Here is a 25724-nt window from a genome sequence, read left to right as displayed (position 1 = left end):
TTTCCATGGGTGTATCGCCCGTTTGGGCGGACACCATTCGTATCGCAACCTATGCAGCGCCCCTGTCCAGAAATGGACCGGGGCTTTTGCTTGCCGACATCCTGAATGAAACACCTGAGATCGTGCAGGTTTCCGAGCGAATCGGAGCGTTGGCCGCCGATGTCCTTCTGCTGACTGATATCGATTATGACCGCGACCTACGCGCGCTGAACGCATTCAATGATCGCCTGACAGCCCCCTACCCTCATATTTTTGCACTGAGACCTAACAGCGGCATGCAAACGGGCTTCGATGTCGATCAAAATGGACGGCTCGGTGGGGCACGTGATGCCATGGGCTATGGGCTGTTCAGTGGTGACGGGGGAATGGCTATTCTATCGGACTTCCCCATAGGAACTGTCACCGACTACAGCGATGCGCTTTGGGCGGACCTTCCGCAGACGCTCATGGCCAAAGATGATCCCCTTCGAGGCGTCCAGCAGCTATCGAGCGTAGGACACTGGCAGGTTCAGATTTTGACGCCCAACCGCCCCCTCACACTCCTAGCGTTTTCAGCCACTCCGCCCGTTTTCGATGGGCCTGAAGATCGAAATGGGCGGCGAAACGCGGATGAAATTCGCTTTTGGCGGAACGTTCTGGACGGCGACTTTGGTCCTCCGCCCGACGACTTCGTCATATTAGGCATCGCCAACCTTGACCCCGACCGAGGGGAAGGACGACGTGAGGCCTTAATTAGTTTGTTGAACGACCCACAGATCCAAGACCCACTACCCAACCAGCCCACAGCGTATTGGCCCGATCCAATCGGCGCGTTACGCGTCGATTACGTCCTGCCGTCCGCCACTCTGACAATTCAAAACGCAGGAATCGAGGACACACCTATCGGACCACATCGCCCCGTTTGGGTAGATGTTTTATCAGCGCCATAAACCCCTTGGTTTCTTGACCCTTGGGCAGCAAACAGATAGGCCATCCCAGACCTTTTCAGACAAGGAAGTACGAGATGTCTAACCCCTCGATCCTGATCCTCGCCGGCGACGGTATTGGCCCTGAAGTAATGGGCGAAGTTAAGAAGATCATCACTTGGTACGGCGATAAGCGCGACCTCGCTTTTGACGTGAGCGAAGACCTCGTCGGTGGCTGCGCCTATGACAAATACGGCACCCCGCTGCACGACGATACAATGGCCAAAGCGCAAGACGTTGACGCTGTGCTGCTCGGCGCTGTTGGCGGTCCTCAGTACGACAACCTCGACTTCTCGGTGAAGCCAGAGCGCGGCCTTCTGCGCCTTCGCAAAGAAATGGACCTGTTCTCGAACCTGCGTCCGGCCCAGTGCTTTGACGCGCTTGCAGATTTCTCGTCGCTGAAAAAAGACGTCGTTGCTGGCCTCGACATCATGATCGTACGCGAACTGACCTCGGGCATCTATTTCGGTGAGCCGCGCGGCATCATCGAAGAAGGCAACGAGCGTGTTGGCATCAACACCCAGCGTTACACCGAATCCGAAATCGCACGCGTTGCACGTTCGGCATTCGAACTGGCACGTAAACGCGGCAACAAGGTCTGCTCGATGGAGAAGGCCAACGTTATGGAATCGGGCATCCTGTGGCGTCAGGTTGTGACCGAAGTTCACGATGCTGAATATCCAGACGTCGAACTGTCCCACATGTATGCAGACGCTGGCGCAATGCAGCTCTGCCGCTGGCCCAAACAGTTCGACGTGATCGTAACCGACAACCTGTTCGGCGACCTTCTGTCGGATGCGGCTGCTATGCTAACCGGTTCGCTCGGCATGCTGCCGTCCGCATCGCTCGGCGCTCCGATGGCGAATGGCCGTCCGAAAGCACTCTACGAACCGGTACACGGTTCTGCGCCCGACATCGCTGGCCAGGGCAAAGCAAACCCGATCGCCTGTATCCTGTCGTTCGCAATGGCTCTGCGCTACTCCTTCGACCAAGGCGCCGAAGCTGACCGTCTGGAACAGGCTGTTGAGAAGGTTCTGGCGGACGGCGTTCGTACTGCAGACCTGCTCGGCCCTGAAGGTGGCGTTCCTGTTTCCACTTCGGAAATGGGTGACAAGATCATCGCGGCACTCGACGCATCGCTCTAATCGCGATCTAAATTTTAGGAAGCGGGCGTTCATTTGAGCGCCCGTTTTCTTTTGCCTGAAGTCAGGAGTTTATCACTTGCACCACGCCAAAACCCGCTCCATAGCTGGGTTAGCGCAAACGGAGGCACCATGGCGGAATACGCAAAGAGCAACGTAAAAGGGGCCTTTTATGCCTTGGGCGCGATGGGTATCTACGCAACCCACGACGTCGTTGTGAAGTATCTGGGCGAAGCGGGCTTTGGCGCGTTCCAGATCATTTTCTTTGCGGCCTTGTTGAGCTTCCCATTGGTCACGATCATCCTGATGCGCGACACTGAGGCTGATAACCTCATCCCGCGTCACCCATACTGGATGGCACTGCGGATGGCGTGCATGGTGAATACGGGCGTTTGCGCCTTCTACGCCTTCACCGTGCTCGAATTGGCGCAGACCTACGCAATCCTCTTTGCCTCACCGTTGTTAATCACCATTCTGGCGATCCCGCTGCTGGGCGAAAAGGTAGGCATTCATCGTTGGCTGGCCGTTATCGTCGGTTTGATCGGGGTCATCATCGTACTCCGCCCTGGCAGTTCTGAACTTTCACTAGGTCATTTTGCGGCGATGTTTGCTGCGGTGACCAACGCCGTTGTTGCGATTATCTCGCGCAAGATTGGGGCAGAAGAACGCTCTGTCGTCATGTTGATGTATCCGATGCTGGGCAACTTCGCGGCGATGGCGATTGCTATGCCGTTTGTCTACCAACCGATGGAGATCGAGCATCTGGGCATGACCGGCATTATCGCGCTCTTCGGTCTGGTCGCATCGTTCCTCTTTATTCAGGCCTATCGCTCTGGTGAGGCTGCGATCGTCGCACCGATGCAATATAGTCAGATCATTTGGGCGACAGTTTACGGATACTTTCTGTTCGGTGAGAAACTAGATGCGCCTACGGTCATCGGTGCATCGATCATCATCGCCTCTGGTATATACATCGTCTTACGCGAAACTCGTGGCGCATCGAACACCAAACCAGTGTCCCAAACCCGCCTTCGGAGCGAAACTGTTACCTCCCCTCGGGTCTCCGTTTTGATGCGTATTCTCCAGGTCAAACAGGGCGGAAATTCCTAAGCGAATTGGGCTCCAAGGGCCTTGCAAATCCCCTATGGAAACTGTAACCCGCACTCCACGGTCGGAGCGTAGCGCAGCCTGGTAGCGCACCTGCTTCGGGAGCAGGGGGTCGGAGGTTCGAATCCTCTCGCTCCGACCAATTACGAAGAAGGCGCCGCTTGGGCGCCTTTTTTGTTGTCTGTTCTTCAGCTCAATCAATCTGCCGGATGATCGTCGTAATCAGTCCGCAAAATCCGGGCTGCATCACCGTCGGGATCTTCGTATTGTTTGGACCGCATCGTCCAGAAAAACCCAAATAGACCGACGGCGCCCAAGCACAGCGATACAGGAATGAGGAGTGACAGAACTTCCATATTACTTGGTCCGTAGTGCGTTGACTGAAACGATAATCGACGAGGACGACATCGCAATTGCCGCCGCAAGAGGTGTTGCAAAGCCCATAAAGGCAATCGGCACTGCGATCATATTATAGACCGCCGCAACGGCAAAGTTCTCAAGGATTCGAGATCGAGCCGATTTAGCGGTTCTGATGCCATCTATGATCCGAGAGAGGTTCCCGCTCACCAGAACCATATCTGCGGCGACCCGAGTGGCCTCTAACGCCGAAGCTGGTGCGATCGACACATGAGCAAGAGCCAGCGCGCCAACGTCGTTCAAACCGTCACCAACCATCAGGACCCGTTTACCCTGCGCCGCTTTCTCACGCAGAACCTCGGCCTTGTCTTGCGGCAATACGCCCGCCTGCCAATCGGTGATCAACAGTTCATCTGCGAGCTTGGACACGGCAGCGGTCGTGTCGCCCGACAACAAGGTCACTGGCATTCCCATCGCCTTGAGACCCGCAATCAACTCCGCTGCCCCATCACGCAGCGCGTCTTCGAATTGAAGTGCAAAGATTTGTCCGTCGATATCGAGGATTGTAGTGCTCTCCCCCTCAACCCCAATCCATTCGGCGCGTCCCAAACGCACCGCCCGACCATCGAGTAGACCCTGAACCCCCATACCTGGCTGTTCAGTTATATCGGTCACCGTCACGGAAGGCAGATCAAGGTCCCGCCCCGCAGCAACAATCGCCTTGGACCGCGGGTGACCCGACCCTTGAGCCAAGGCAGACGCGATCGCATGCACTTGAGGGTCCAGTTTGGTGATGAGCTGAGGTGTCCCTTTTGTCAGCGTCCCTGTCTTGTCGAACACCACCTCGTCAATCTCAGCGAGGCGTTCGAGCGCGGTCGCGTGTTTGACCAAAAGCCCCGCTTTGAACAAACGTCCCGATGCCACAGTCGAGACGGCAGGAACCGCTAGACCCAACGCACAAGGGCAAGTGATGATCAGAACCGCGACCGCGATATTCATCGCATGCCGCACATCCCCGCCCGTCATCCAGAGCCAGAAAACGAAGGCCGCGAACGCAAGAATATGGACGAGTGGCGCGTAAATACGGGCCGCACGGTCAGCCAAGGAATTGTATTTAGACTTCGCCTGCTCTGCCATCGACACAAGGTCAGCCAGCGCATGCAGCAACGTGTTCTCACCAACAGCTGTGGCCCGAATTTGCAGTGCGCCTGTCAAGTTGACCTCGCCCGCTTTCACTTCGGTTCCGACACTGACCGCAACGGGATCCGTTTCACCCGTGAGGAATGCGCGGTCTAGTTCCGATGCACCGCCGACCACTTCACCATCGACAGGCACACGCCCCCCCGGCTGAACGAGCAGAAGGTCGCCTACAGAAACGGCTTTGAGGGATACGGTTTCCGCGCCGTTCTCACCAATCCGTAGGGCGGTCGGTGCTTCCATTGCGGCGAGCTCGGTTGCGGCGGATCGCGCAACGCTTCGCATTTTTTGATCTAGATAGCGACCAGCCAACAAGAAGAACGTCAACGACAAAGCCGCATCGAAGTACGCATGGTCGCCATGGCTGATCGTTTCAAACAATGACATGCCAGCCGCGAGCAAAATCGCCAACGTGATTGGAACGTCCATATTCAGGTGAGCGACCTTAAGCGCACGCCATGCGCTGGTGTAAAACGGACGAGCCGAAAAGACGATGGTCGGCAGCGCGATCAAGGCCGACAACCAATGGAACAAATCGCGTGTTGCGTCCGTTGCCCCCGACCACACGGCGACCGACAGCAACATCACGTTCATCATCGAGAAACCAGCCACGCCCAATCGCATGGCCAGATCACGCGCCGAACGGTCCGCCTCGCCCACTGAGAGCGTCGCGCTGTCCAGCGGAGTTGCCTCGTACCCAAGGCTTGCGATGAACGCGACGACGTCTTCGTCGCTTGTGGTCGCGGGCACCCGCACGGTTGCCCGTTTGCGGGTCAAGTTTACCCGCGCGTCCTCGATCTCTTCCCGAGCGAGAAGACCGCGTTCAACCGTCTGAATACAGGCCGCGCAGTGGATCGTCGGGAGGGACAGATGCAATTCGCGGCTACCTTCGGTCGCGTCCTTTGCGGCACGACGAATGGCAATTGGAGTTGCCACACAGGCGGGACAAGCAGCAACTCCGGGATATTCAGCGGTGCTCATGATTAACTTCCGAACTTCACCTGAAGCCTTTGATGAAAATTGGTGCCATCAGCGGCGACGGCTTTGAGACGGAAGTCCCAATTCCCCGGCGCAGTGTGAATCGGTGCACGATAAACACGACCATCGAAAGCAAACTCGGGCGTTTGATCATCACGCACGTTGGTCGGGCGGCCAAAGATGCCGCCGATTTGCGCGTCGCCGACAGGTTGTCCATCAGCGCCAACTAGCTCAAGGATCAACTCATCACCCTCAACCCGCGCCTCAGCCGTCCAACCCAATGCGATCTGCTCTGCCCGTTCGCGGTCGAACTCTTGGCTCGCGACGTATGAGTTTTTCACTTCAAGACCGGGGAACGTCCGAATTGCGCTGAAAGCCATGACCAAGTTCACAGCAATAATCACCACAAAGAATGACGCAAAGATTGCAAAGAACTTTGGGCCTGTGATTGGGGCCTTAAAGAAACCGAGCATCAGTTGTTCCTTCCGTTAAAGATTGTATCGACAGACGCACGTTCCTGATTGGTCAGATCGGTGACCCAGAACGTGAACGGCACACGCTCGGACGAGGCGGCCTCGCTGCCTGCTGGAGCTTCAACATAGACACGAACGTTTTTCATTTCATCAGCATTCACGGTGATGATGGTGCCCTCAGAGCCCTCAACATCCAAGTTAAGTTCGGAGCCATTATTCAGAGCCAACCCAAATGGGCGTGCTTCACCGTGTTTGTTGCGGAGGCGAACCTCATAAACGTTACGGATGGTGCCATCAGACTTCACGATAAAGGTCGGGTTACGCACAGGCGATACCGTCATATCGATGTCCGAACGAATGAACAGCGCGAATACAAGTGCAAAGCCAACGATCGACCACAGCGCGGTGTAGAGGATCGTGCGTGGACGCAGGATATGCTTCAGCACCGGGATAGTTGGTTTGCCCTGCGTCTCGGACTCTTCGTCCTTGAGAGCGAGATAGTCGACCAGACCACGCGGCTTACCGATCTTGTCCATCATCTCGTCGCAGGCGTCGATACACAGACCACAGGTGATACACTCCATCTGCTGACCGTTGCGAATGTCGATCCCCATCGGACACACGTTCACGCAAGCCATACAATCAATGCAATCACCCTGATTAGCATCTACAGCCTGTTTTTTAAGTTTGCCGCGAGGCTCGCCACGCCAATGACGATAACCGATGGTGATGGTATCTTCGTCCATCATTGCAGCTTGGATACGAGGCCACGGGCAAGCGTAGATACAAACTTGTTCACGCGCGATGCCGCCAAAGAAGAAGGTCGTCGCGGTCAAAATGAACACAGTGGTATAGGCAATCGGGTGCGCGGAACCGTTCACCAGATTAACAAGAAGCGTCGGCGCATCGGTGAAATAGAAGACCCACGCGCCGCCAGTTGCCAGAGCAATCAACGCCCAAAGCACCCACTTAGTCAGACGGAGGCGCGCTTTGTTCACGCTCCATTTTGCATTCCAAAGACGGACACGCGCGTTGCGGTCGCCCTCAACCCAACGTTCAACAAGGATGAACAGGTCGGTCCAGACGGTTTGCGGGCAAGCATATCCACACCAAACCCGCCCCAACGCTGAGGTAAAAAGAAACAAGCCAAGGCCTGCCATAATCAGCAAGCCAGCCACGAAATAAAACTCGTGCGGCCAAATTTCGATCCAGAAGAAGAAGAAGCGACGGCTGGCAAGGTCAACGAGAACCGCCTGATCTGGCAGTTCCGGTCCACGGTCCCAGCGAATCCATGGGGTCAGGTAATAGATCCCCAAGGTTACGATCATGATCAGCCACTTAAGATTACGGAATTTCCCCTTAACACGACGCGGAAATACAGGTTCGCGGGCGGCGTAAAGTTGTTCTGGGGCCTCAGGAGAAGACATAATTAAATCCTAATATGGCTGTTCGCATTGTCCCCTTTTGGAACGAGAGCATTCAAGTCGCTTTGACTCAGATCAACAGTAATTGTCACACGAGCGATTCAGGATTAAATTTTTCGTAATTCGCAAAAGAAAACACCCTCGGCGGTGAAACCAGCCGAGGGTGTGGCCCTCTCGCCAGAGGGAAGTCATCGGTCAGGCGTCATGCGCGAACAGGGGGCTAGACCGATGGATTTCGACGCGGCGGCTGCAACACCGCGTCGAAAATTCTTTTACTGACCGCCACCAAGCTGGTGAACGTAGGCGGCAACTGCATTGATTTCAGCAGCCGACAGGCCAGAACCAGGACGGAACTCTTCGGACCACGCAGGCATGACACCTGCGCGACCTTTGACAAGGGTTTCAGTGATCGCTGCTTCATCACCGCCGTAGAGCCAAATGGCATCGGTCAGGTTCAGAGCACCGGTCATTTCACCATCAGGGTAAAGTGCGGTCGGATCTTCATATTCACGAGTAGCGGCAAGGCTGCCCATACCTGCGTCACCGTGGCACGATGCACAGTTGTCGAGGAACAGGGTTTCGCCTTCAGCAGCCAAAGCTGCGTCGTGCTCTTGGCCCGAGATACCGCGAACGTATGCAACAACCGCACTGGTTTCTTCGCCAGAGAAAACGTCTGCAAAGGACGGCATCACACCGCCGTAACCGCGAGCCGAGAACGACTGTTCGTTACGGATACCGTTGGTCACAGTGTATGCGATCTCGTCAATACGGCCACCCCAGATCCAGTCGTCGTCGATGAGAGCTGGGTAGCCCTTGGCACCAGCTGCACCCGAACCGTGACACTGAGAGCAGTTCGCTTTGAAGACAGCCGAACCCATGTTCACAGCAAAGCCGTGCAGGTTTTCGTCGTCTTTTAGAGCGGCCAGATCAACAGTCTCCAGCGCGGCGACCATATCAGCGTTTGCTGCATCAACCGCTGCCATCTCGTTCGCAACCCGTGCGCGGGTCGAGAAACCGAGGTAACCGGCAGTTGCTTCTTTTAGACCCGGCCAAGCAGGGTAAGCGACGGTGTACCAGATACCCCATGCGATCGTTGCATAGAACACCCAGACCCACCAACGCGGAAGCGGGTTGTTGTACTCTTCAATGCCATCCCAGGAATGGCCGGTCGTTTCGACCTCTTTTTTATCATTACGCGTGCTCATGTCCGAGCCTCCAGATCAACGTTTGTGTCAGGTGCAGGGGCATCTTCGTGCCGAAACAGCACGCTTGCCGCTTCGTTGTGGACCGTCCGGCTACCCGGACGGAAAGCGAAAACAATCGCACCCACAAAGAAGACAAACATCGCCAATAGCACCCAGCTGTCTGCGATTTCGCGGAAAATGTGATAGTTCATCTCACAGTCTCCTTAGCGGCTCGCATCAGGTTCAAAGGTGGAGAAATCAACCAGAGTGCCAAGCATCTGGAGATAGGCGATCAATGCGTCCATCTCGGTCAGCTCGGGTTGGCCGTCGAAGTTTGCGACGACTGCACCCGGATAGCGCTCTACCAGACCATCCCAATCGCCATCCGGATTGACTTGAACTTCAAAGTCAGCGGTAGCGCTTGCGATCATTTCTTCGGTGTAAGGAACACCAACAACCGCGTGGGTGGACATGAGGTCAGCGATATAGGTCGGCTCCAGCTCACGATTCAGCAGGAAGCTGTATTTCGGCATAACCGATTCAGGCACAACCGATTGCGGGTTACGCAGGTGATCCACATGCCATTCGTTCGAGTAACGACCGCCAACACGTGCAAGGTCAGGACCTGTACGTTTGGAGCCCCACTGGAACGGGTGGTCATACTGCGATTCCGCTGCCAGCGAGTAGTGGCCGTAACGTTCGACCTCATCGCGCATCGGGCGGATCATCTGCGAGTGGCAGACATAGCAGCCTTCACGGATGTAGATTTCACGACCCGCCAACTCCAGCGGGGAGTAGGGGCGCATGCCCTCTACGTCCTCGATGGTGTTCTCCAGATAGAAGAGCGGAGCGATTTCTACGATCCCGCCGATGGTAACTACACCAAGTGCACCGACCAGAAGCAGGGTGGCGTTCTTTTCCAGAACCTTGTGTTTATCAAGGATACCCATTTCCCGATCTCCTTATTCTGCAGCGGCGACAGCAGCGGCAGCAGGCACGCGCTTGCTAAATGCTGTCATCCACAGGTTGTAGGCCATGATGAGTGCGCCAGCGAGGTAGAGAATGCCACCTGTGCCACGCAGCACATACATCGGGAATTTCGCAGCAACGGTGTCAGCGAAGGAGTTCACAAGGAAGCCGTTCGCATCAACTTCGCGCCACATCAGGCCTTCCATAATGCCAGTTACCCACATCGAAGCGGCGTAGAGAACGATGCCGATCGTTGCGAGCCAGAAGTGCCAGCTCACCATGCGGAGGCTATAGAGCGATGCACGGCCCCACAGACGCGGTGTCAGGAAGTACAGAGCACCAAATGTGATCATGCCGTTCCAGCCAAGAGCGCCAGAGTGAACGTGACCGATGGTCCAGTCAGTGTAGTGCGACAGTGCGTTCACTGCGCGGATCGACATCATCGGGCCTTCGAAAGTCGACATACCGTAGAAGCCGATCGAGATAACCATCATGCGGATGATCGGGTCAGTGCGCAGTTTATCCCATGCACCAGACAGGGTCATCAGACCGTTGATCATACCACCCCACGACGGCATCCACAGCACGATCGAGAACACCATACCGAGGGTCGAAGCCCAGTCAGGCAGAGCGGTGTAGTGCAGGTGGTGCGGACCGGCCCAGATGTACAGGAAGATAAGCGCCCAGAAGTGGATGATCGACAGTTTATAGGAATAAACGGGACGTTCAGCCTGTTTTGGTACGAAGTAGTACATCATGCCGAGGAAGCCAGCGGTCAGGAAGAAGCCCACAGCGTTGTGGCCATACCACCACTGTGTCATCGCGTCTTGGACGCCAGACATCACTTGAACCGAACGCGAACCGAAGATCGACACTGGAACAACGAGGTTGTTTACGATGTGAAGCATCGCGATGGTGACGATGAAGGACAGGAAGAACCAGTTCGCAACGTAGATGTGCGGCTCTTTACGTTTGATGATCGTTCCGAGGAAGACCAACAGGTATGCGACCCAAACGACAGTCAACCAAAGGTCAACGTACCATTCCGGCTCTGCATATTCTTTCGACTGGGTTGCGCCCATCAGGTAGCCTGTTGCGGCCAGAACGATGAACAGGTTGTAACCCCAGAACACGAACCACGCGAGGTTGCCGCCCCAAAGACGAGCAGCCGAAGTGCGCTGAACGATGTAGAACGATGTCGCGATCAGCGCATTACCACCAAATGCAAAAATCACTGCGGAGGTGTGCAGCGGACGCAGGCGACCGAAGTTGCCGAAGCCCTGTAAAAATTCAAAGTTAAGCGCAGGGAACGCAAGCTGGAACGCAATAAACGTCCCCACCAAGAAGCCAGCAAGGCCCCAGAAGGTGGTCGCGATGACCCCATACCGCACGACGCCGTCCATGTAGCCGGTCTCGGGCGCAGATTTTGGTTCGCCGGCGCGACGCACCGACCAAATAAAGAGGCCGGCAGCGACGGCCATCACGATCAACGCATGGACCTGATAAGCCAGGTCGCGCGCGAAGTTCGCGGCAACTGCGGCGGCAAGGGCGACAACCCCCAACACCACTATTTTAATCCAATCCCACATATCAAACGTTCCCTTCTTCTGCCTGCGTGGATTCGTTTCGCAGGACTTTTGCTCTGGTTGGGGTTTCCCACCCATCCGGCTCAACTGCCTTGATCCATGTCAAGTTATCGTGAGCCTTCTTTTGCTACCCAATACAGGTCCAAACGTGCCGATAGAGCATGACCATCACGGGAGTATGAAATGCCTTACAAGACCATTTCGGTCGTTATAACTGATAGCGCGGCTGACTTAGACGCGCTGGTGACAGCTCATACAATCGCGAGCCGGTTAGACGCGCATCTAGATGTACATTGTGTTGGCATTGACCCCGCACGCTACGACCCAATGCCTGGCGGCACCTCTGCCATCATGGTCGAAACCGGCCTCGCCGAAGCCCGCGCCCGCGCTGAAAGCCTTGAAAAATGGGCGCTTGAGCATCTACCTGGCGAAAAGGGCGCGCTTTCAACGCAAGCGGTCGTTATTCCTCAGATGGGTCTGGACACACTGGTTGCGCGTCTTGCCCGCTACTCTGATCTTATCGTTGCCTCGAAGCCCTACGGCAAAAACCGCGGCCCACTTCAGGTCAATGTCCTCGAAGCCGAACTCTTTGGTACTGGCGCACCTGTTCTCGTGGTGCCCGAAACGGGTCCTGTAGGCGTTGAACCTTTTAAACGCGTTGCTATTGCGTGGAACGAAAGCAGCGAAAGTTTTGCTGCGATCCGCGCCGCCATTCCGATTCTCGCTGCGGCTGATCAGGTCGATATCGTAATGATCGATCCGCCGAGCCATTCTCCTGAGCGGTCCGATCCGGGGGGTGCAATCTGCATGATGCTGTCGCGTCACGGAATTCGGGCTGAAGTATCCATCCTCGCCCGCACAATGCCGCGTGTTTCTGATGTCATGATGCGGTTCGCGACCGAACATGGCTGCGATTTGATCGTGATGGGCGCCTATGGCCACTCCCGTTTCCGCGAATCAATCTTGGGAGGAGCAACGCGCGACCTCCTTGAGCGGACGGAAATCCCACTTTTGATGTCACATTAAAGATGAAAAAGGCGGCCCGTGGCCGCCTCTTTTATGGGATCATCCCGCCATCCATGTCGTCGCCCGTTTCGAGCAACAAGGCTTGAAAATCGTCGACACGAATGCGCCGTTTTCCATCGAGATGAATAATACCTTCGCGTTTCAGCGCGGAAATCTGACGGCTCACAGTTTCGAGTGTTAGACCCAAATAGTCCGCCATCGCCTCCCGCGTGAGCGGCAGATTGATATTAATCTGACCTGACAATGAAGACATTCCAATCACAGATTCACGCCGTGCAATGATTGCCAAAAGGCTCGCGATTTTCTCGCGTGCAGTCTTGCGACCCAAGATCAGCATCCATTCACGCGCTGCGTCCAATTCGTCCAGCGTCATATCTAGAAGGCGTTCCGCAACGTGCGGCGTCGTCATCAAGAGCTGTTCGAACGGTTTGCGGCGAAAACAACAAAGCGTCACATCGCTCACTGCGATGACGTCATAGGGCGAATGTGCACGACCCGGGCGACCGATAAAATCGGACGGCAACAAAAGTCCAACCATCTGGGTCCGACCATCCTCAAGTGTCTGGCTCAGACTCGCCACGCCCCGCACGACCGACGCCACAAACGTCAGTTCATCACCGGCCCACGCGATCGACTGACCGGCCTCGTAGTTCCGATAGTATTTGATCAACTCCAGTGCTTCGAGTTCGTCTGAATCGCATTTGGCACATACGGCCCGATGACGAATTGGACATTCTTGGCACTGAATATCGAGCGAGATTTGACTCATCGCAAAAACAATCCTGGTTCGCGCAGTTATTAAGGAACGACTATAACCCATTTTTTGGAGGGATACACAATGGAAACCCGTAGCAGATTGCGGGAATTGGGACTCTTTGACGCTCGCGCGCCACGATATACGAGCTACCCGCCTGCCAATCACTTTAACGGGAATGTCTCTCCCGACACGACCGCGCAATGGTTGCAGGCCGTTCCTTCGGGCGAACGGGTTTCGTTGTATTTACACATCCCGTACTGCCGACGCCTGTGTTGGTTCTGCGCATGCCGCACACAAGGAACAAGTACCGACCGTCCGTTGGTTCCCTACTTGAAATTGTTGAAAAAAGAACTGGCTTTGATTGATGCACACCTGCCAAAGGATGTGCTGATCAGTCAAATCCACTTAGGCGGCGGCACACCGACGTTGCTCCCTCCTGATTTGATCCTCGAACTCGGCGAAGCAGTAAACTCCTTCCGCCCAATGGCCGACGACTTGCAATTTTCGGTAGAGATTGATCCCACTGAGGTCGACCAAGCCCGCATCGACGCTCTGGTAAAAATCGGCATGACACGTGCGTCAATTGGCGTTCAAGATTTTGATCCAGCTGTCCAAGACGCGATAGGCCGTCAGCAAACATTTGATCAAACGCGTGATGTGGTCACGATGCTTCGTGATGCGGGCATTAAATCCGTGAATATGGACATCCTATATGGCCTTCCGCACCAAACCCGCGAACGTATGGCGGATTCTGTTCAGCGCGTTCTATCGCTGTCGCCAGATCGAGTTGCGCTCTACGGTTACGCCCACGTTCCGTGGATGGCTAAGCGTCAAGTTATGATCCCCGCAGAGGCTCTCCCGGACGCGGAAACACGTCTCGACCTGTTCGACATCGCCCGCGATTTGTTCATGTGGGACGGCTACCAAGAGATCGGCATCGACCACTACGCCCGCCCCGAAGATAGCCTTGCAACGGCAGACAAAGCAGGGACGATGCATCGCAACTTCCAAGGCTACACGGACGATACCGCAAAGGTCTTGATCGGCTTGGGCGCGTCGGCAATTTCGAAATATCCTCAAGGGTTCGCACAGAACATTTCGACCTCTTCGAAATACGCTGTGGCGATTGAAAGTGGGCAACTGGCAACAGCGCGTGGTCACACCATGAGCGACGATGACACTTTGCGCAGCGATATGATTGAAAAGTTGATGTGCAGCTTTGAACTCGATCTCGCTGAAATTGCCGCGGAACATGGCCTGCCGCTTTCAACCATTCAAAAGATGGTCCAGCCGATGATCGATCAGTTCCACGACCAAATGATCGTCAAAAACAACGTTATCCGCCTGAACGAACATGCGCGCCTGATCGCGCGCCTGTGCGCTCAAAAGATCGACGCGTATCAAATGCCAGAAGGGCGGCACAGTCGCGCCCTTTGACCTGTTCGATTTTGCCAGCTAATGATGTCCTTGATTTGATCAAATTGAGGACATCATGGCATTTGATCCACAACCTATCCGTTCTGGCTACGGTTATTCTATTTCCCCGATGACCGAAGCTGATCGCAATGCCCTCTACCATGCTGCGTCGGATCCTGTGACTTGGGCAGGGCACCCCGCCAGCGACCGCTACAAGCGCGAGGTCTTTGATCCGTATTTCGATAGCCTTCTGGCGAGCAAGGAAACGGTCAGTCTCCGCACAGAAGAAGGGGAGGTCATTGGCTGTTCTCGTTACTATCCCGCCCCCGATGTGCCTAGCAGCATTTCCATCGGCTATACCTTTATCGACTGCAAATATTGGGGTGGCGCAACCAATCGGGCGTTCAAGCGGCTGATGCTGGAATATGCTTTCGAAACCTTCGACGAAGTTTGGTTGCATATCGCTCCGTCAAATATCCGCTCCCAAAAAGCGAGCGTGAAAATCGGTGCGAAGTGGCGTTATGATGCTGACCTCTCTTTGGGTGGCGGCGCTGTTCAACCATGGAAATGCTACACAGTCTCACAGGCTGACTGGAACGCGGCTTTGCCGTCGGGAAACAGCTAAAAATGCGTCTCGGCATCATCGTCCTGATTTTGGCCTACGGAATGAGCCAGTTCTTCAGAGCTTTCATGGCCGTTCTGGCGCCGACCTTAACCGCCGAAACTGGCGCAACCGTCGAGCAGCTCGCCACAGCGTCTGGTGTTTGGTTTCTGACATTTGCAGCAATGCAGATCCCAATCGGCGAAGCTCTCGACCGTATTGGACCAAAACTGACTGCCGCTGTCGTGTTTGCAGTTGGAGGTGCTGGGGGCGCCGCGTTGTTTTCAATGGCGACCGCGCCGTGGCACATCACGGTTGCGATGGGCCTCATCGGGATCGGCTGCGCTCCAGTCCTGATGGCCTCATACTATATCTTTGCCCGCACCTATTCGCCCGCCGCGTTCGCCTCACTTGCCGCGATGATGGTGGGGCTAGGATCGCTCGGGAATATCATGAGCTCAGCGCCACTTGCTTGGGCTATTGAGGCATTCGGCTGGCGGCCTACGGTACTGGGGCTAGCGGCACTGACGCTCTCCATCGCGGGCCTGATCGTCGTAGTTGTCGAAAACCCAGAACGCGTCACGCACAGCCAAAAAGGAAGCGTGATGGATGTTCTGAAAATCCCAGCACTCTGGCCGATCTTATTGTTCCTGATGGTGATCTATGTGCCATCTGCGGCGTTGCGCGGCCTATGGTCCGGCCCCTATCTGCAATCGGTTTTCAACGTCGACGGAGGAGTCATAGGAAACGTGACCTTCTTTATGGCCATCGCAATGATCGTGGGTAGCTTTGCCTACGGTCCATTGGATCGCGTATTTGGCACACGGAAATGGATTGTTTGGGTCGGGAACTTTATGGGGATGCTGGCCTGTGTCGCCCTCGCTATATGGCCTGACCAAGGTCTACTCAGCGCTACCATCCTTTTGTCGACAATTGGCTTCTTTGGCGCGTCTTACCCAATGATCATGGCGCATGGACGCGGGTTCCTTCCCCCGCACCTCGTTGGCCGCGGGGTAACGCTTATGAACCTGTGCTCTATCGGCGCGGTCGGCCTCATTCAAACCTCGGCAAAGCCACTCACCGCCGCACTTTGGAGCGGCACGGTGACAGCCGCCGAATCCTACAGCAGGCTTTTCGCCTTTTTCGCCGCCCTTTTGGCAGCAGGTTTGATCGTTTATCTCTGGTCAAAAGACACAAAGGACTAGTGCGGCTTTATCGGCCTCTTCCACTTAGCCCCCTTTGCAGCTATACGCCCCACTGGTTAAACCAAGGAGAAGCCAATGGGCTATAAAGTCGTCGTCGTTGGCGCCACGGGCAACGTGGGTCGCGAAATGCTCAATATCCTCGCTGAACGCGAGTTTCCAGTTGATGAAATCGCCGCTCTGGCCAGCCGTCGTTCGCTGGGCACCGAAGTGAGCTTTGGCGACAAGACCCTTAAGACCCAAGACCTCGACACATTTGATTTCGCAGGTTGGGACATTGCACTGTTTGCAATCGGTTCTGACGCGACCAAAATCTATGCCCCCAAAGCGGCAGCATCGGGTTGCGTTGTCATCGATAACTCCTCGCTTTACCGCTACGATCCGGACGTTCCGTTGATCGTTCCCGAAGTGAACGCTGACGATGTCGTTGGCTACACAAAGAAAAACATCATTGCGAACCCGAACTGCTCTACCGCGCAGATGGTTGTCGCTCTGAAGCCACTGCACGACCGCGCTAAGATCAAACGCGTTGTTGTTTCGACATACCAGTCGGTATCGGGCACAGGCAAAGAGGCAATTGACGAGCTTTGGGACCAGACCAAGGGCATGTATGTCCCGGGTCAAGAGGTCGCTCCGTCGGTTTACCCGAAGCAAATCGCGTTCAACGTGATCCCACACATCGACGTGTTCCTCGACTCGGGTGACACGAAAGAAGAGTGGAAAATGGTCACCGAGACCAAAAAGATCCTCGACAAAAACATCAAACTGACTGCGACCTGCGTGCGCGTTCCTGTGTTTGTCGGTCACTCGGAATCGATCAACGTTGAGTTCGAAGAATTCCTCGATTGGGAAGAAGCGACTGACATCCTGCGCGAAGCTCCGGGCATCATGGTTGTCGATAAGCGTGAAGCTGGCGGCTATGTCACTCCGATCGAATGCGTTGGCGACTATGCGACCTTCATTTCCCGCATCCGTCAGGACGTTACCGTTGAGAACGGCATCAACTTCTGGTGCGTCTCGGACAACCTTCGCAAAGGTGCCGCGCTGAACGCTGTTCAGATCGCAGAAGTCCTAGGTCAGCGATGCCTGAAAAAAGGCTAAGCGCCACGCTATATCAAAAAGAGAGGCCGGCCCCTTGGGTCGGCCTTTTTTCGTTTCAGATCGAATCGGATGTGCCGTCAGCTAAGACCCTGATCTCTCGGACAGAATAAGAACGAACGTTCTCTGCCCCGATCCGGCAAACACCCCCTACAATTGAATAGGGTGGCCCTACCCACGTCCCTCACTCAGCCACCCCTACGCGCAGATGAATTTATTAAACATCCTGAGGTAGATTAACCCTGAGGCGAGCATGTCCCAACCAATGACCGCCTCAGTCAAGACGAACCTTCTTCTGTCCGGTGGCAAGCGTGTCCCAATCCTCGCTTGTTGCCGGATGTGAAGCACCCCGCCAAAGCCCTACTCGGGCCGCAGCCACCACTCACAACGGATCACTGATCCACAACACAGGATGAAAACAATGTCACTTGTGATGAAAGCTCGCCAACGTCGCCGTGCGGCATTGCTTGCCAGATACCGCAAATTGATTGCGTCACGGCCTGTCGTACTGCGGGGCGTTACCGCTATTTAAGGGAATTTCCCCTGACGTAGAAAAGGCGACCCTAGGGTCGCCTTTTTCATTAAACAGCTACGAATTTCTTCGACACGGGGTCGTAGGCATCCAACGTGCCGTCGCCGATATTGTTCCAAAGTCCGTGCAACGTCAGCATATCGTCATCGAGAGCCTTTTTCACAAACGGGAAGGTCGCGAGGTTTTCCAAACTGACCAGAACGGCCTCTTTCTCCAGTGCGGTCGTACGATCTTCGTCTGGCAGTTCGCGAACACGCTCAAAGCCAGGGCGCAACAGGTTGAGCCATGTACCCACGAAGGAGGTTTTGTCTTCAAGCTCTGGCGCATGCCCCATGCACATCGCCTCGCATCCAGCCACGCCACCGCATTGAGAGTGACCCAAAACGATCACATGCGCGACTTTTAGCGTTGTCACAGCATATTCGACCGCGGCAGACGTGCCGTGGTGATCGCCATCGGGATTATACGGCGGGACAAGGTTTGCGATGTTGCGGTGGATAAAGAACTCGCCCGAATCTGCACCAAAGATCGACGTCACATGAACGCGGCTGTCACAGCACGAGATGACCATGGCTCTCGGGCGTTGCCCTTCATCAGCCAGTCGCCGATACCACGCACGGTTTTCGGTATACGAGGTCGCTTTCCAACCTTGGTAGCGGCGCACCAAGTAATCCGGCAGTGGTCGAACGAATTCCATCTTTTCTCCCTTTCTGAACGGTTTCACAAATAGGCGGCATTTTCCCGAATTTCGAGACATTTTTCATTCTGCTGTAAACCAGTTGCCAATCGCCTCTGGGTAAACCCAACCCATGCAAGATCCGTTTTCATATAGGCTTGATGCCATGCCGAGGTCACAGCGCGTTGTCCGTCTTGTGCCACGACACCAATGTTTCTCTGTTAGCTTAACCCTCGATCGCATCTTGCAGGATTGCGACGATGAAGAAGCCGAAGCCAAGTTGATCGAAACCTTTGAGCATCTGGATCGGCTCCTTGTTTCCATTGAAAAATTTCATAGGGCGGGTGCCTTTGCGGCCTTGCCGGACCTAGCAAACGTTTTAGCTAAAAGTCTCACAGAAATCGGACTTGGGGACGCCGCTTTGATCGCAGGTCACATTGCAGAATGCGCACGTCGGCCAGATTTAATAGCACTCAGCGCCGTCATCGCGCGGCTGGAACGAGCTGTCCAATTTGCAGCACACAGCATATTTGGAGAGGTCATGGGACCAAAGCAGCCTTGATACCGCAACGGACTCAGATAATGTCATCTAAAATTTTAGGAGATGCATCTTGACCACCTCGCGAAATGACGCTCACCCAATTCCCACATGGGTGGTATCGCCAGAAAGTTGGGCAAGTTTTTCTGCCAACCTGTCGCCAGTCGCCCTCAGCTGGGCAACTCAGCACGGGTTCAATGGAGGCGCTGGTCAAGCCGTCATCGTCCCGAACGAACACGGTGAAGTCAGCCTCGCACTCCTCGGCGCGGGCGATGAAAAAGCGAAGATCAGACAGCGTTTCATCGTCGGCGCCGCTGCGGCCAAACTCCCCAAAGGCACTTACAAACTAGAAGGCCTCGAAGGAGACGATCTTTTTGAAGCCGCACTAGCGTGGGAACTCGAGGCTTACAGGTTCAGCCGCTACCGGACCCAATCCGAAATGCCGGCGCTTCTCGCCCCCAATGAAGCGATTAATGGCGAAAAACTAGCCGCGTTTGTGAACGCTGAATACCTCACCCGCGACCTCATCAACACGCCAGCGAGTGACATGGGCCCAGAGGAATTGGAGCAAGCCACACGCGATCTCGCTCAGAAATTCGGCGCGCGCGTCCAGTCCGTCGTCGGAGACGATCTACTGACCGAGAATTTCCCACTGATCCATGCCGTTGGACGAGCCTCGCCTCGTGCACCACGGTTGATCGAGATGAATTGGGGCACAAAAGGACCCCGTTTAACTCTCGTCGGTAAAGGGGTCTGCTTTGACACGGGCGGCCTCGACATCAAACCCTCTGCATCCATGGGATTGATGAAAAAGGATATGGGCGGCGCGGCAACCGTGCTGGGCCTCGCGTATATGATCATGTCGCTCAATTTGCCGCTGCAGCTACGGGTCCTGATCCCCGCCGTTGAGAACTCGGTCGCCGGCAATGCATTCCGCCCACAAGACGTCTTGCCAAGCCGCAAAGGGCTTAGCGTTGAGATAAACAACACCGACGCTGAAGGTCGATTGGTCTTGGCCGATGCGCTCGCATTTGCGGCAGAAGATGAACCCGATTTCCTTGTGTCCATGGCCACACTCACTGGTGCCGCTCGGGTCGCTGTTGGTCCAGACTTGGCACCGTTCTACACCGATGACGATGCTGCGGCGGACGCGCTAACGCGTGGTGGTAAGGCACTGTTTGATCCCGTCTGGCGGATGCCATTCCATGCGCCATATGAGGCGCTAATTGAGCCAGCGATCGCAGATTTGGACAACGCCCCCTCGGGCGGCATGGCCGGATCGATCACAGCGGCATTGTTCCTTCGTCGTTTTGCAAGTCCAGCCTACATGCATTTCGACATCTATGGATGGCAACCAATCGCAGCCCCTGGACGGCCCAAAGGCGGCGCAGGCCAAGGCGCGCGGGCGTTGCTACATGCGTTGAACGATATTCTGGACCTCTAACATGTCAGACCGCCGCACGACTGCCGTGAATGAGCGCGTGGCAGCGTCCCATTTGCTTGGCACTGTCCAAGCGCCAGAGTTCGTCGATGGTGAAACCACTTATGTCCAGCGTCCCGTTGTTGACCTTTTGGACATTCCAGGGGGCAAGCGGGATCGACAACTTTTGGCTGGCACCAAGGTCACAGTATATGAGGATTTGCACGGCTGGTCGTTCGTTCGGTCTGACCTCGACGGCTACGTCGGCTACGTCCTTAGCTCTGCGCTAAACCAAACTTGGCGACCGACACATCGCATCGTGACGAGATCAACTCACGCCTATCGTGACGCAAATATGAAATCGACGGATCTCCACCGTCTATCTTTGGGCGCGGAAGTCCCAGTTGAAACCTTCGTGGGTGAGTTTGCCCATACCCCTTTCGGTTATATCCCTGCTTCGCATTTGCGACCCCGCGACGAATACGAAACTGACACCGTCGCCGTTGCAACGCGATTGCTCGGAACACCTTATCTATGGGGTGGCAACTCTGCGGACGGCATTGATTGTTCGGGCCTCGTTCAAATGGCTCATCGGCTGTGCGGGCTGCCCTGCCCTGCCGATAGTGACCAGCAACAGGCCGCAATGGGAAACTCGGTCGATGACGCCCCGCAACAAGGCGACCTCTTTTTCTGGCCGGGCCACGTGGCACTAGTCGCGGACTCTCAACGGATCATTCACGCAAACGCCCATCACATGGCCGTTGCCTATGAACCGATCCAAGATGCGCTAGAACGGATCGGACCTGTGACCGCGCATAAACGACTGTAGTCAATCAACCGCTCGTATCAACTTCCGTTCGAGCACGGACAAAACGGCTTTTAGGTCGTTTCCGCGTTTCAGCACTTGCCCCTCGGCTCCAATGACAGCGTATTGGCCCTGCTTCAAACGTAGCTTTGGTCGCTTTTCGATACGATACAGTGGATGCTCTGCCGTGCGCCGAAAAACAGAGAAAATTGCGACCTCACGCAGGCACGACAGCCCATAGTCCCGCCATTCACCGGCTGCCACGAACCGACCATATAACCCGAGGATCGGCGCAAGCTCTGTGCGGTGGAAGGCAACCTGTTCCGGCTGCGCGGCAAAAGACGTAGGTATTTGTATCGTCATAACGGTGAGATTTGCTGCAATTTCGTTACAAATCAAGCATGCCTTGATGTTGCCCAGAAATTACCCCGCAAAGGTCCTCGACCGGCAAAAGTCGCGCCGCAATCATTGCGCATAACCAACTTATGCAAAGTGCTACGGCGCGGCGATGTTTAGCCCCCACCCAGTTCGCCGCGTCGGACACCTTGCGAAGAATAGGACCCCGCATCCCCAAGATGCGGGGTTTCCTGTTTCTTCACAAAGCCTACCCGCAGAAAATCCGTGCCAGCGTGCCGTCCTCGCCGACTTGGAAATTCAGACGCTCGGCACGATAGTCCATGGTCATCATGGAATTTGGACGCAACACGCGGACCTGCCGCAGGATCAATACACCCTCAAGCACCGTCGCATCGCGTCCGATCAGACCGCCATACTGAGCACCACCACAGGTATCTTGGGTCACATCTGGGAGGGCTGGCAGTTTAGATGTGCCAACGTCCTGACAAGCCGAAAGAAACATTGAGGACACAATAATAGAAAAAACCAATCGGGTCATTTTTGTCATTTTCATCATCTAGTTCACTTCAATCATCCACATCCACATTCGAACCGAAAAAATACCGTTGAATAGGACTTTAGCATCGTTCACCTTTGCGGAAATTGCAAAAAGGGAGGTTTCGCATGCGCACCCGTGCAGCAGTTGCCGTAGAAGCCGGCAAACCACTAGAGATTATGGAAGTGAACCTCGAAGGCCCGAAAGCGGGCGAGGTCCTGATCGAAGTCAAAGCTACGGGCATTTGTCACACCGACGAATTCACGCTTTCTGGCGCGGACCCAGAGGGGCTCTTCCCTGCCATTCTCGGCCACGAGGGCGCTGGTGTCGTTCTCGAAGTTGGTCCGGGCGTGACCAGCCTCAAACCAGGCGATCACGTTATTCCGCTCTACACGCCAGAATGTCGCGAGTGCGAATACTGCCTCAATCCAAAGACCAACCTATGCCAGTCGATCCGTTCGACCCAAGGTCAGGGCCTTATGCCCGACGGCACATCGCGGTTCTCGATGCTCGATGGCACCCCGATCCTGCATTACATGGGTTGCTCGACCTTCTCGAACCACACAGTTCTGCCTGAAATCGCACTGGCGAAGGTGCGCCCTGATGCGCCGTTCGACAAGATTTGCTACATCGGCTGTGGCGTCACGACGGGTATCGGCGCGGTTATCAACACCGCAAAAGTCGAAATCGGCAGCCGCGCAATCGTCTTTGGTCTTGGTGGCATCGGCCTCAACGTAATTCAGGGCCTCCGTCTTGCAGGCGCAGACCAGATCGTCGGCGTTGATCTGAACCCTGACAAAGTACCCATGGCAACCCGCTTTGGCATGACCGACTTCGTGAACCCAGCTGAGGTTGACGGTGATCTGGTGGCCTACCTCGTTGCGCTGACCAAAGGTGGCGCGGACTACACGTTTGACGCAACAGGCAACGTAAACGTCATGCGCACCGCTCTGGAATCCGCGCACAAAGGCTGGGGTGAATCGATCATCATCGGTGTGGCACCTGCTGGTGCAGAAATCAGCACACGTCCGTTCCAGCTTGTCACTGGTCGCAGCTGGCGCGGCACCGCATTTGGTGGCGCTCGCGGTCGCACTGACGTGCCGAAAATCGTCGATTGGTACATGGACGGTAAGATCGAGATCGATCCGATGATCACCCACACGATGCCTCTCGAAGACATCAACAAAGGCTTCGACCTGATGCATGCGGGTGAATCGATCCGTTCGGTCGTGATCTTCTAAAACGCAAAAGCCCCGCTTCTAGCGGGGCTTTTCATTTGTTCAGTTGGCGATCTAGGCCCCGTAGCGAGCCATGAACATCTCAACAGCGCCATCGACAACACGCGCCTTGTCAGCCTCAGCGACAGGAACGTCGTGTAGAAACATCACGCGATCCATCAGATCGACTTTGCATAGGGCCTGAAACTGATCGGCGGCGAGCTCAAAATCTTGGATCTTTAGTTCACCACGTTCAACGTACTGCTTTAGAAAATAAACAATGCGGGAACGAACTAGCGCTGGGCCACAATCGTAAAACTGGCGACCCACTTCGGGAAACCGCTCGGATTCAGCCATGCACATCCGGTACATACGCGTGTTGAACGTCTGAGACATGATGTTGATCATCTCATACCCAGCAAAGCGCAGAACGTCGCGCGCAGGCAGAGAAACGTTCACTTTGGCCGTCGCCGTATCCGCTTGAACCGCACATTCGTTCCGCGCAACCTCCATAAACAAGAGGCGTTTGTCAGGGAAATAGCTGTAAAGCGTTGCCTTGGATACGCCTGCGGCTTTCGAGATGTCATCCACGCTCGCCCCGTCAAAGCCGTCTTTGAGGAATATCTCGCGGGCACCTTCAAGGACCTGCTCGAACTTACGTCCTCGTTTAATTTCCTGACTGTCGTCGGGCATGATGCCTCCGTCTGAACCGAGCCACATTATAAACCGCTCGGTTCAGATCAAACAAGGCATCGCCTTATTCTTGAGCGCAAACGCCAGCTTGTAGCGACGTGGCATCGAAACAACCTTGCGTCGTCTCAGGCGCAGGGTTCTGCGGCCACGTCAGGTTCGGGAATTGCATCGGTCCACCCATCGCTAAGACAGGCGAAGAGACGAACATCAGTGTGGCAGCGGTAAGGGCAGGAAGGAGTTTCATATCAGACCTCATAACTGGGATGAGTCGATTTCTAAACTAAACTGTTTGGTTTTGTAAATACAAAAATGAACCGATCAGTTCAGTTCGTGCGGCAACTGGTCTCCGTTGCACCTGCCTCAGAAAGGTCTAGGGTGGCCTCAATCAGAGAATGGAGCGCTCAATGATCCCCGGTTTCTCGAGCCGACGCCGCTTTTCCGACCTTACAGAGCAAGAAATTCTGGCCCTCGCCATTTCCTCGGAAGAGGATGATGCGCAAATTTATCGCATGTATGCTGAACGGCTTCGGGCGGATTTTCCTGCCTCTGCAGCGATCTTTGATGGCATGGCCGCAGAAGAAGATGAGCACCGTCGCCGATTGATCGACGAACATGAACGTCGGTTTGGCGGTGTGATCCCGCTCATCCGTCGTGAGCACGTTTCCGGCTATTACGCGCGTCGCCCAATTTGGCTGGTTGAAAACCTCGGCCTCGAAACCATGCGGTCAGAAGCAGCTGCAATGGAGAAGCAAGCTGAACGGTTTTACCTCGCGGCGGCCAAGCGCACCTCGGATGTGGGCACACGTAAATTGCTGGGTGACCTCGCCGCGGCCGAGGCCAATCACGGAGAGTCGGCGGTCACGCTCGAACAAACTCACCTGACGGAAACGACGCGCGACGAAGAAGCAGACGAAGCCCACCGCCAGTTCGTTCTCACTTGGGTCCAGCCTGGCCTTGCGGGTCTCATGGACGGCTCGGTTTCCACCCTCGCGCCGATTTTTGCGACGGCTTTTGCGACACAAAACACGCATACGACTTTCCTCGTTGGCCTCGCGGCGTCAATCGGCGCTGGTATCTCGATGGGCTTTACCGAGGCCGCATCGGATGACGGCCAAATCTCCGGCCGAGGTTCCCCAGTGAAGCGCGGCATCGCGGCAGGCGTGATGACCACATTGGGCGGTCTTGGACACGCGCTACCCTATTTGATCCCGCATTTTTGGACCGCGACTATGATCGCCTTCGCCGTAGTCTTTGTTGAACTGTGGGCCATCGTTTGGATTCAGAACCGCTACATGGACACGCCGTTTTTGCGCGCCGCATTCCAAGTGGTCCTTGGCGGTGCGCTCGTGTTTGCAGCAGGTGCTTTGATCGGCGCGGGATAGATCACGCCGAATTTTGTCGATCATAGCGGCGAGGGCTGTTCCTTGACTTTAGGGGACGTTAAGACGGAGCCGAACCCAGAGGAGCAA

At 55.4% G+C, this 25724-nt stretch carries 26 protein-coding genes and 1 tRNA gene; 13 read left to right on the top strand and 14 right to left on the bottom strand.

Annotated features, from left to right (window positions below):
• The first annotated feature begins 5 nt into the window (after positions 1 to 5).
• The 4 genes from QWY83_RS01390 (at position 6) to QWY83_RS01375 (ending at position 3356) form a co-directional block, all read left to right on the top strand.
• Complete coding sequence (locus QWY83_RS01390) at positions 6 to 929, top strand: endonuclease/exonuclease/phosphatase family protein (RefSeq protein WP_249946775.1); 924 nt, start codon at positions 6 to 8, stop codon at positions 927 to 929.
• A gap of 74 nt (positions 930 to 1003) precedes the next feature.
• The gene (leuB, locus tag QWY83_RS01385) at positions 1004 to 2110 is read left to right on the top strand and encodes a 3-isopropylmalate dehydrogenase (RefSeq protein WP_105236001.1); all 1107 of its coding nucleotides are present in this window, start codon (positions 1004 to 1006) and stop codon (positions 2108 to 2110) included.
• A 129-nt stretch (positions 2111 to 2239) separates the two neighbouring features.
• The gene (locus QWY83_RS01380; protein WP_249946774.1) at positions 2240 to 3217 is read left to right on the top strand and encodes a DMT family transporter; all 978 of its coding nucleotides are present in this window, start codon (positions 2240 to 2242) and stop codon (positions 3215 to 3217) included.
• A 62-nt stretch (positions 3218 to 3279) separates the two neighbouring features.
• A tRNA-Pro gene (locus QWY83_RS01375) sits at positions 3280 to 3356 on the top strand.
• A gap of 55 nt (positions 3357 to 3411) precedes the next feature.
• Here the strand turns inward: QWY83_RS01375 and ccoS are convergent.
• From ccoS to ccoN, 8 genes are all read right to left on the bottom strand, one after another.
• Positions 3412 to 3570 carry a cbb3-type cytochrome oxidase assembly protein CcoS gene (ccoS, locus tag QWY83_RS01370; RefSeq protein WP_067547259.1) on the bottom strand — a complete coding sequence of 53 codons (159 nt, stop codon included), beginning with the start codon at positions 3568 to 3570 and terminating at the stop codon, positions 3412 to 3414.
• 1 nt (position 3571) lies between these two features.
• On the bottom strand, positions 3572 to 5749 hold the full coding sequence (locus QWY83_RS01365; RefSeq protein WP_249946773.1) for a heavy metal translocating P-type ATPase: 2178 nt from the start codon (positions 5747 to 5749) through the stop codon (positions 3572 to 3574).
• 2 nt (positions 5750 to 5751) lie between these two features.
• Complete coding sequence (locus tag QWY83_RS01360) at positions 5752 to 6219, bottom strand: FixH family protein (protein WP_249946772.1); 468 nt, start codon at positions 6217 to 6219, stop codon at positions 5752 to 5754.
• Positions 6219 to 7646: a cytochrome c oxidase accessory protein CcoG gene (gene ccoG, locus QWY83_RS01355; protein ID WP_105236004.1), complete on the bottom strand. Its 1428-nt coding sequence runs from the start codon at positions 7644 to 7646 to the stop codon at positions 6219 to 6221. The genes QWY83_RS01360 and ccoG overlap by 1 nt, the downstream gene beginning before the upstream one ends.
• A 269-nt stretch (positions 7647 to 7915) precedes the next feature.
• Positions 7916 to 8848: a cytochrome-c oxidase, cbb3-type subunit III gene (gene ccoP, locus QWY83_RS01350; protein WP_249946771.1), complete on the bottom strand. Its 933-nt coding sequence runs from the start codon at positions 8846 to 8848 to the stop codon at positions 7916 to 7918.
• Positions 8845 to 9039 (bottom strand): CcoQ/FixQ family Cbb3-type cytochrome c oxidase assembly chaperone, encoded by a 195-nt coding sequence (locus QWY83_RS01345; protein ID WP_067547275.1) that lies wholly within the window; start codon positions 9037 to 9039, stop codon positions 8845 to 8847. The genes ccoP and QWY83_RS01345 overlap by 4 nt, the downstream gene beginning before the upstream one ends.
• 12 nt (positions 9040 to 9051) lie before the next feature.
• Entirely contained in the window at positions 9052 to 9777 is a 726-nt protein-coding gene (gene ccoO, locus QWY83_RS01340) for a cytochrome-c oxidase, cbb3-type subunit II (protein ID WP_249946770.1), read from the bottom strand.
• A 12-nt stretch (positions 9778 to 9789) separates the two neighbouring features.
• Positions 9790 to 11385 carry a cytochrome-c oxidase, cbb3-type subunit I gene (gene ccoN, locus QWY83_RS01335; protein ID WP_105236008.1) on the bottom strand — a complete coding sequence of 532 codons (1596 nt, stop codon included), beginning with the start codon at positions 11383 to 11385 and terminating at the stop codon, positions 9790 to 9792.
• A gap of 180 nt (positions 11386 to 11565) precedes the next feature.
• Between ccoN and QWY83_RS01330 the strand changes: the two genes are divergently transcribed.
• Positions 11566 to 12408, top strand: coding sequence for a universal stress protein (locus tag QWY83_RS01330; RefSeq protein WP_249946769.1), 843 nt, complete (start codon positions 11566 to 11568; stop codon positions 12406 to 12408).
• Positions 12409 to 12439: 31 nt separating this feature from the next.
• On the opposite strand, the gene fnrL is transcribed toward QWY83_RS01330, so the two are convergent.
• Positions 12440 to 13177 carry a transcriptional regulator FnrL gene (gene fnrL / locus QWY83_RS01325; protein WP_105236010.1) on the bottom strand — a complete coding sequence of 246 codons (738 nt, stop codon included), beginning with the start codon at positions 13175 to 13177 and terminating at the stop codon, positions 12440 to 12442.
• A gap of 69 nt (positions 13178 to 13246) precedes the next feature.
• On the opposite strand from fnrL, the gene hemN reads away from it, so the two are divergent.
• From hemN to QWY83_RS01305, 4 genes are all read left to right on the top strand, one after another.
• Positions 13247 to 14602, top strand: a complete 1356-nt coding sequence (hemN, locus tag QWY83_RS01320; RefSeq protein WP_249946768.1) for an oxygen-independent coproporphyrinogen III oxidase — start codon at positions 13247 to 13249, stop codon at positions 14600 to 14602.
• 55 nt (positions 14603 to 14657) lie between these two features.
• A complete protein-coding gene (locus tag QWY83_RS01315) occupies positions 14658 to 15206 on the top strand; it encodes a GNAT family N-acetyltransferase (protein ID WP_249946767.1) in 549 nt (182 codons plus the stop codon).
• Positions 15207 to 15208: 2 nt separating this feature from the next.
• Positions 15209 to 16387, top strand: a complete 1179-nt coding sequence (locus QWY83_RS01310; protein WP_249946766.1) for an MFS transporter — start codon at positions 15209 to 15211, stop codon at positions 16385 to 16387.
• A gap of 75 nt (positions 16388 to 16462) precedes the next feature.
• Positions 16463 to 17485, top strand: coding sequence for an aspartate-semialdehyde dehydrogenase (locus QWY83_RS01305; protein WP_249946765.1), 1023 nt, complete (start codon positions 16463 to 16465; stop codon positions 17483 to 17485).
• 578 nt (positions 17486 to 18063) lie between these two features.
• On the opposite strand, the gene QWY83_RS01300 is transcribed toward QWY83_RS01305, so the two are convergent.
• Positions 18064 to 18711: a carbonic anhydrase gene (locus tag QWY83_RS01300; protein WP_249946764.1), complete on the bottom strand. Its 648-nt coding sequence runs from the start codon at positions 18709 to 18711 to the stop codon at positions 18064 to 18066.
• A gap of 590 nt (positions 18712 to 19301) precedes the next feature.
• Here QWY83_RS01300 and QWY83_RS01295 point away from each other — a divergent pair.
• Both QWY83_RS01295 and QWY83_RS01290 read left to right on the top strand, forming a co-directional pair.
• Complete coding sequence (locus tag QWY83_RS01295; protein ID WP_435404488.1) at positions 19302 to 20672, top strand: leucyl aminopeptidase family protein; 1371 nt, start codon at positions 19302 to 19304, stop codon at positions 20670 to 20672.
• Between the two features lies 1 nt (position 20673).
• The gene (locus QWY83_RS01290; RefSeq protein ID WP_249946762.1) at positions 20674 to 21477 is read left to right on the top strand and encodes a C40 family peptidase; all 804 of its coding nucleotides are present in this window, start codon (positions 20674 to 20676) and stop codon (positions 21475 to 21477) included.
• Here QWY83_RS01290 and QWY83_RS01285 read toward each other — a convergent pair whose 3' ends face one another.
• Together QWY83_RS01285 and QWY83_RS01280 are read right to left on the bottom strand one after the other, a co-directional pair.
• Positions 21478 to 21816 (bottom strand): DUF2794 domain-containing protein, encoded by a 339-nt coding sequence (locus QWY83_RS01285; RefSeq protein WP_105236018.1) that lies wholly within the window; start codon positions 21814 to 21816, stop codon positions 21478 to 21480. It lies immediately after the preceding gene.
• Between the two features lie 241 nt (positions 21817 to 22057).
• On the bottom strand, positions 22058 to 22312 hold the full coding sequence (locus tag QWY83_RS01280) for an I78 family peptidase inhibitor (RefSeq protein ID WP_249946761.1): 255 nt from the start codon (positions 22310 to 22312) through the stop codon (positions 22058 to 22060).
• Positions 22313 to 22473: 161 nt separating this feature from the next.
• Here QWY83_RS01280 and QWY83_RS01275 point away from each other — a divergent pair, with 161 nt between their 5' ends.
• Complete coding sequence (locus QWY83_RS01275; protein ID WP_249946760.1) at positions 22474 to 23586, top strand: S-(hydroxymethyl)glutathione dehydrogenase/class III alcohol dehydrogenase; 1113 nt, start codon at positions 22474 to 22476, stop codon at positions 23584 to 23586.
• 51 nt (positions 23587 to 23637) lie between these two features.
• On the opposite strand, the gene QWY83_RS01270 is transcribed toward QWY83_RS01275, so the two are convergent.
• A complete protein-coding gene (locus QWY83_RS01270; protein ID WP_249946759.1) occupies positions 23638 to 24255 on the bottom strand; it encodes a TetR/AcrR family transcriptional regulator in 618 nt (205 codons plus the stop codon).
• A gap of 64 nt (positions 24256 to 24319) precedes the next feature.
• A complete protein-coding gene (locus QWY83_RS01265) occupies positions 24320 to 24499 on the bottom strand; it encodes a hypothetical protein (RefSeq protein WP_105236021.1) in 180 nt (59 codons plus the stop codon).
• A 160-nt stretch (positions 24500 to 24659) separates the two neighbouring features.
• On the opposite strand from QWY83_RS01265, the gene mbfA reads away from it, so the two are divergent.
• Positions 24660 to 25637: an iron exporter MbfA gene (mbfA, locus tag QWY83_RS01260; RefSeq protein WP_249946758.1), complete on the top strand. Its 978-nt coding sequence runs from the start codon at positions 24660 to 24662 to the stop codon at positions 25635 to 25637.
• The last annotated feature ends 87 nt before the right edge of the window (positions 25638 to 25724 follow it).

Origin of the sequence: Marivivens donghaensis (assembly GCF_030410045.1) — a bacterium.
Taxonomy (GTDB): domain Bacteria; phylum Pseudomonadota; class Alphaproteobacteria; order Rhodobacterales; family Rhodobacteraceae; genus Marivivens; species Marivivens donghaensis.
This window is presented reverse-complemented; position numbering and strand designations above follow the sequence as displayed.

Coding starts and splice junctions, on each gene's coding strand:
- ccoS (WP_067547259.1), bottom strand. CDS start 3,570: ATGGAAGTTCTGTCACTCCTCATTCCTGTATCGCTGTGCTTGGGCGCC.
- ccoG (WP_105236004.1), bottom strand. CDS start 7,646: ATGTCTTCTCCTGAGGCCCCAGAACAACTTTACGCCGCCCGCGAACCT.
- QWY83_RS01330 (WP_249946769.1), top strand. CDS start 11,566: ATGCCTTACAAGACCATTTCGGTCGTTATAACTGATAGCGCGGCTGAC.
- QWY83_RS01310 (WP_249946766.1), top strand. CDS start 15,209: ATGCGTCTCGGCATCATCGTCCTGATTTTGGCCTACGGAATGAGCCAG.
- QWY83_RS01345 (WP_067547275.1), bottom strand. CDS start 9,039: ATGAACTATCACATTTTCCGCGAAATCGCAGACAGCTGGGTGCTATTG.
- ccoN (WP_105236008.1), bottom strand. CDS start 11,385: ATGTGGGATTGGATTAAAATAGTGGTGTTGGGGGTTGTCGCCCTTGCC.
- QWY83_RS01315 (WP_249946767.1), top strand. CDS start 14,658: ATGGCATTTGATCCACAACCTATCCGTTCTGGCTACGGTTATTCTATT.
- ccoO (WP_249946770.1), bottom strand. CDS start 9,777: ATGGGTATCCTTGATAAACACAAGGTTCTGGAAAAGAACGCCACCCTG.
- QWY83_RS01380 (WP_249946774.1), top strand. CDS start 2,240: ATGGCGGAATACGCAAAGAGCAACGTAAAAGGGGCCTTTTATGCCTTG.
- QWY83_RS01280 (WP_249946761.1), bottom strand. CDS start 22,312: ATGTTTCTTTCGGCTTGTCAGGACGTTGGCACATCTAAACTGCCAGCC.
- hemN (WP_249946768.1), top strand. CDS start 13,247: ATGGAAACCCGTAGCAGATTGCGGGAATTGGGACTCTTTGACGCTCGC.
- QWY83_RS01300 (WP_249946764.1), bottom strand. CDS start 18,711: ATGGAATTCGTTCGACCACTGCCGGATTACTTGGTGCGCCGCTACCAA.
- QWY83_RS01365 (WP_249946773.1), bottom strand. CDS start 5,749: ATGAGCACCGCTGAATATCCCGGAGTTGCTGCTTGTCCCGCCTGTGTG.
- ccoP (WP_249946771.1), bottom strand. CDS start 8,848: ATGAGCACGCGTAATGATAAAAAAGAGGTCGAAACGACCGGCCATTCC.
- QWY83_RS01390 (WP_249946775.1), top strand. CDS start 6: ATGGGTGTATCGCCCGTTTGGGCGGACACCATTCGTATCGCAACCTAT.
- QWY83_RS01270 (WP_249946759.1), bottom strand. CDS start 24,255: ATGCCCGACGACAGTCAGGAAATTAAACGAGGACGTAAGTTCGAGCAG.
- leuB (WP_105236001.1), top strand. CDS start 1,004: ATGTCTAACCCCTCGATCCTGATCCTCGCCGGCGACGGTATTGGCCCT.
- QWY83_RS01305 (WP_249946765.1), top strand. CDS start 16,463: ATGGGCTATAAAGTCGTCGTCGTTGGCGCCACGGGCAACGTGGGTCGC.
- fnrL (WP_105236010.1), bottom strand. CDS start 13,177: ATGAGTCAAATCTCGCTCGATATTCAGTGCCAAGAATGTCCAATTCGT.
- QWY83_RS01275 (WP_249946760.1), top strand. CDS start 22,474: ATGCGCACCCGTGCAGCAGTTGCCGTAGAAGCCGGCAAACCACTAGAG.
- mbfA (WP_249946758.1), top strand. CDS start 24,660: ATGATCCCCGGTTTCTCGAGCCGACGCCGCTTTTCCGACCTTACAGAG.
- QWY83_RS01285 (WP_105236018.1), bottom strand. CDS start 21,816: ATGACGATACAAATACCTACGTCTTTTGCCGCGCAGCCGGAACAGGTT.
- QWY83_RS01265 (WP_105236021.1), bottom strand. CDS start 24,499: ATGAAACTCCTTCCTGCCCTTACCGCTGCCACACTGATGTTCGTCTCT.
- QWY83_RS01290 (WP_249946762.1), top strand. CDS start 20,674: ATGTCAGACCGCCGCACGACTGCCGTGAATGAGCGCGTGGCAGCGTCC.
- QWY83_RS01360 (WP_249946772.1), bottom strand. CDS start 6,219: ATGCTCGGTTTCTTTAAGGCCCCAATCACAGGCCCAAAGTTCTTTGCA.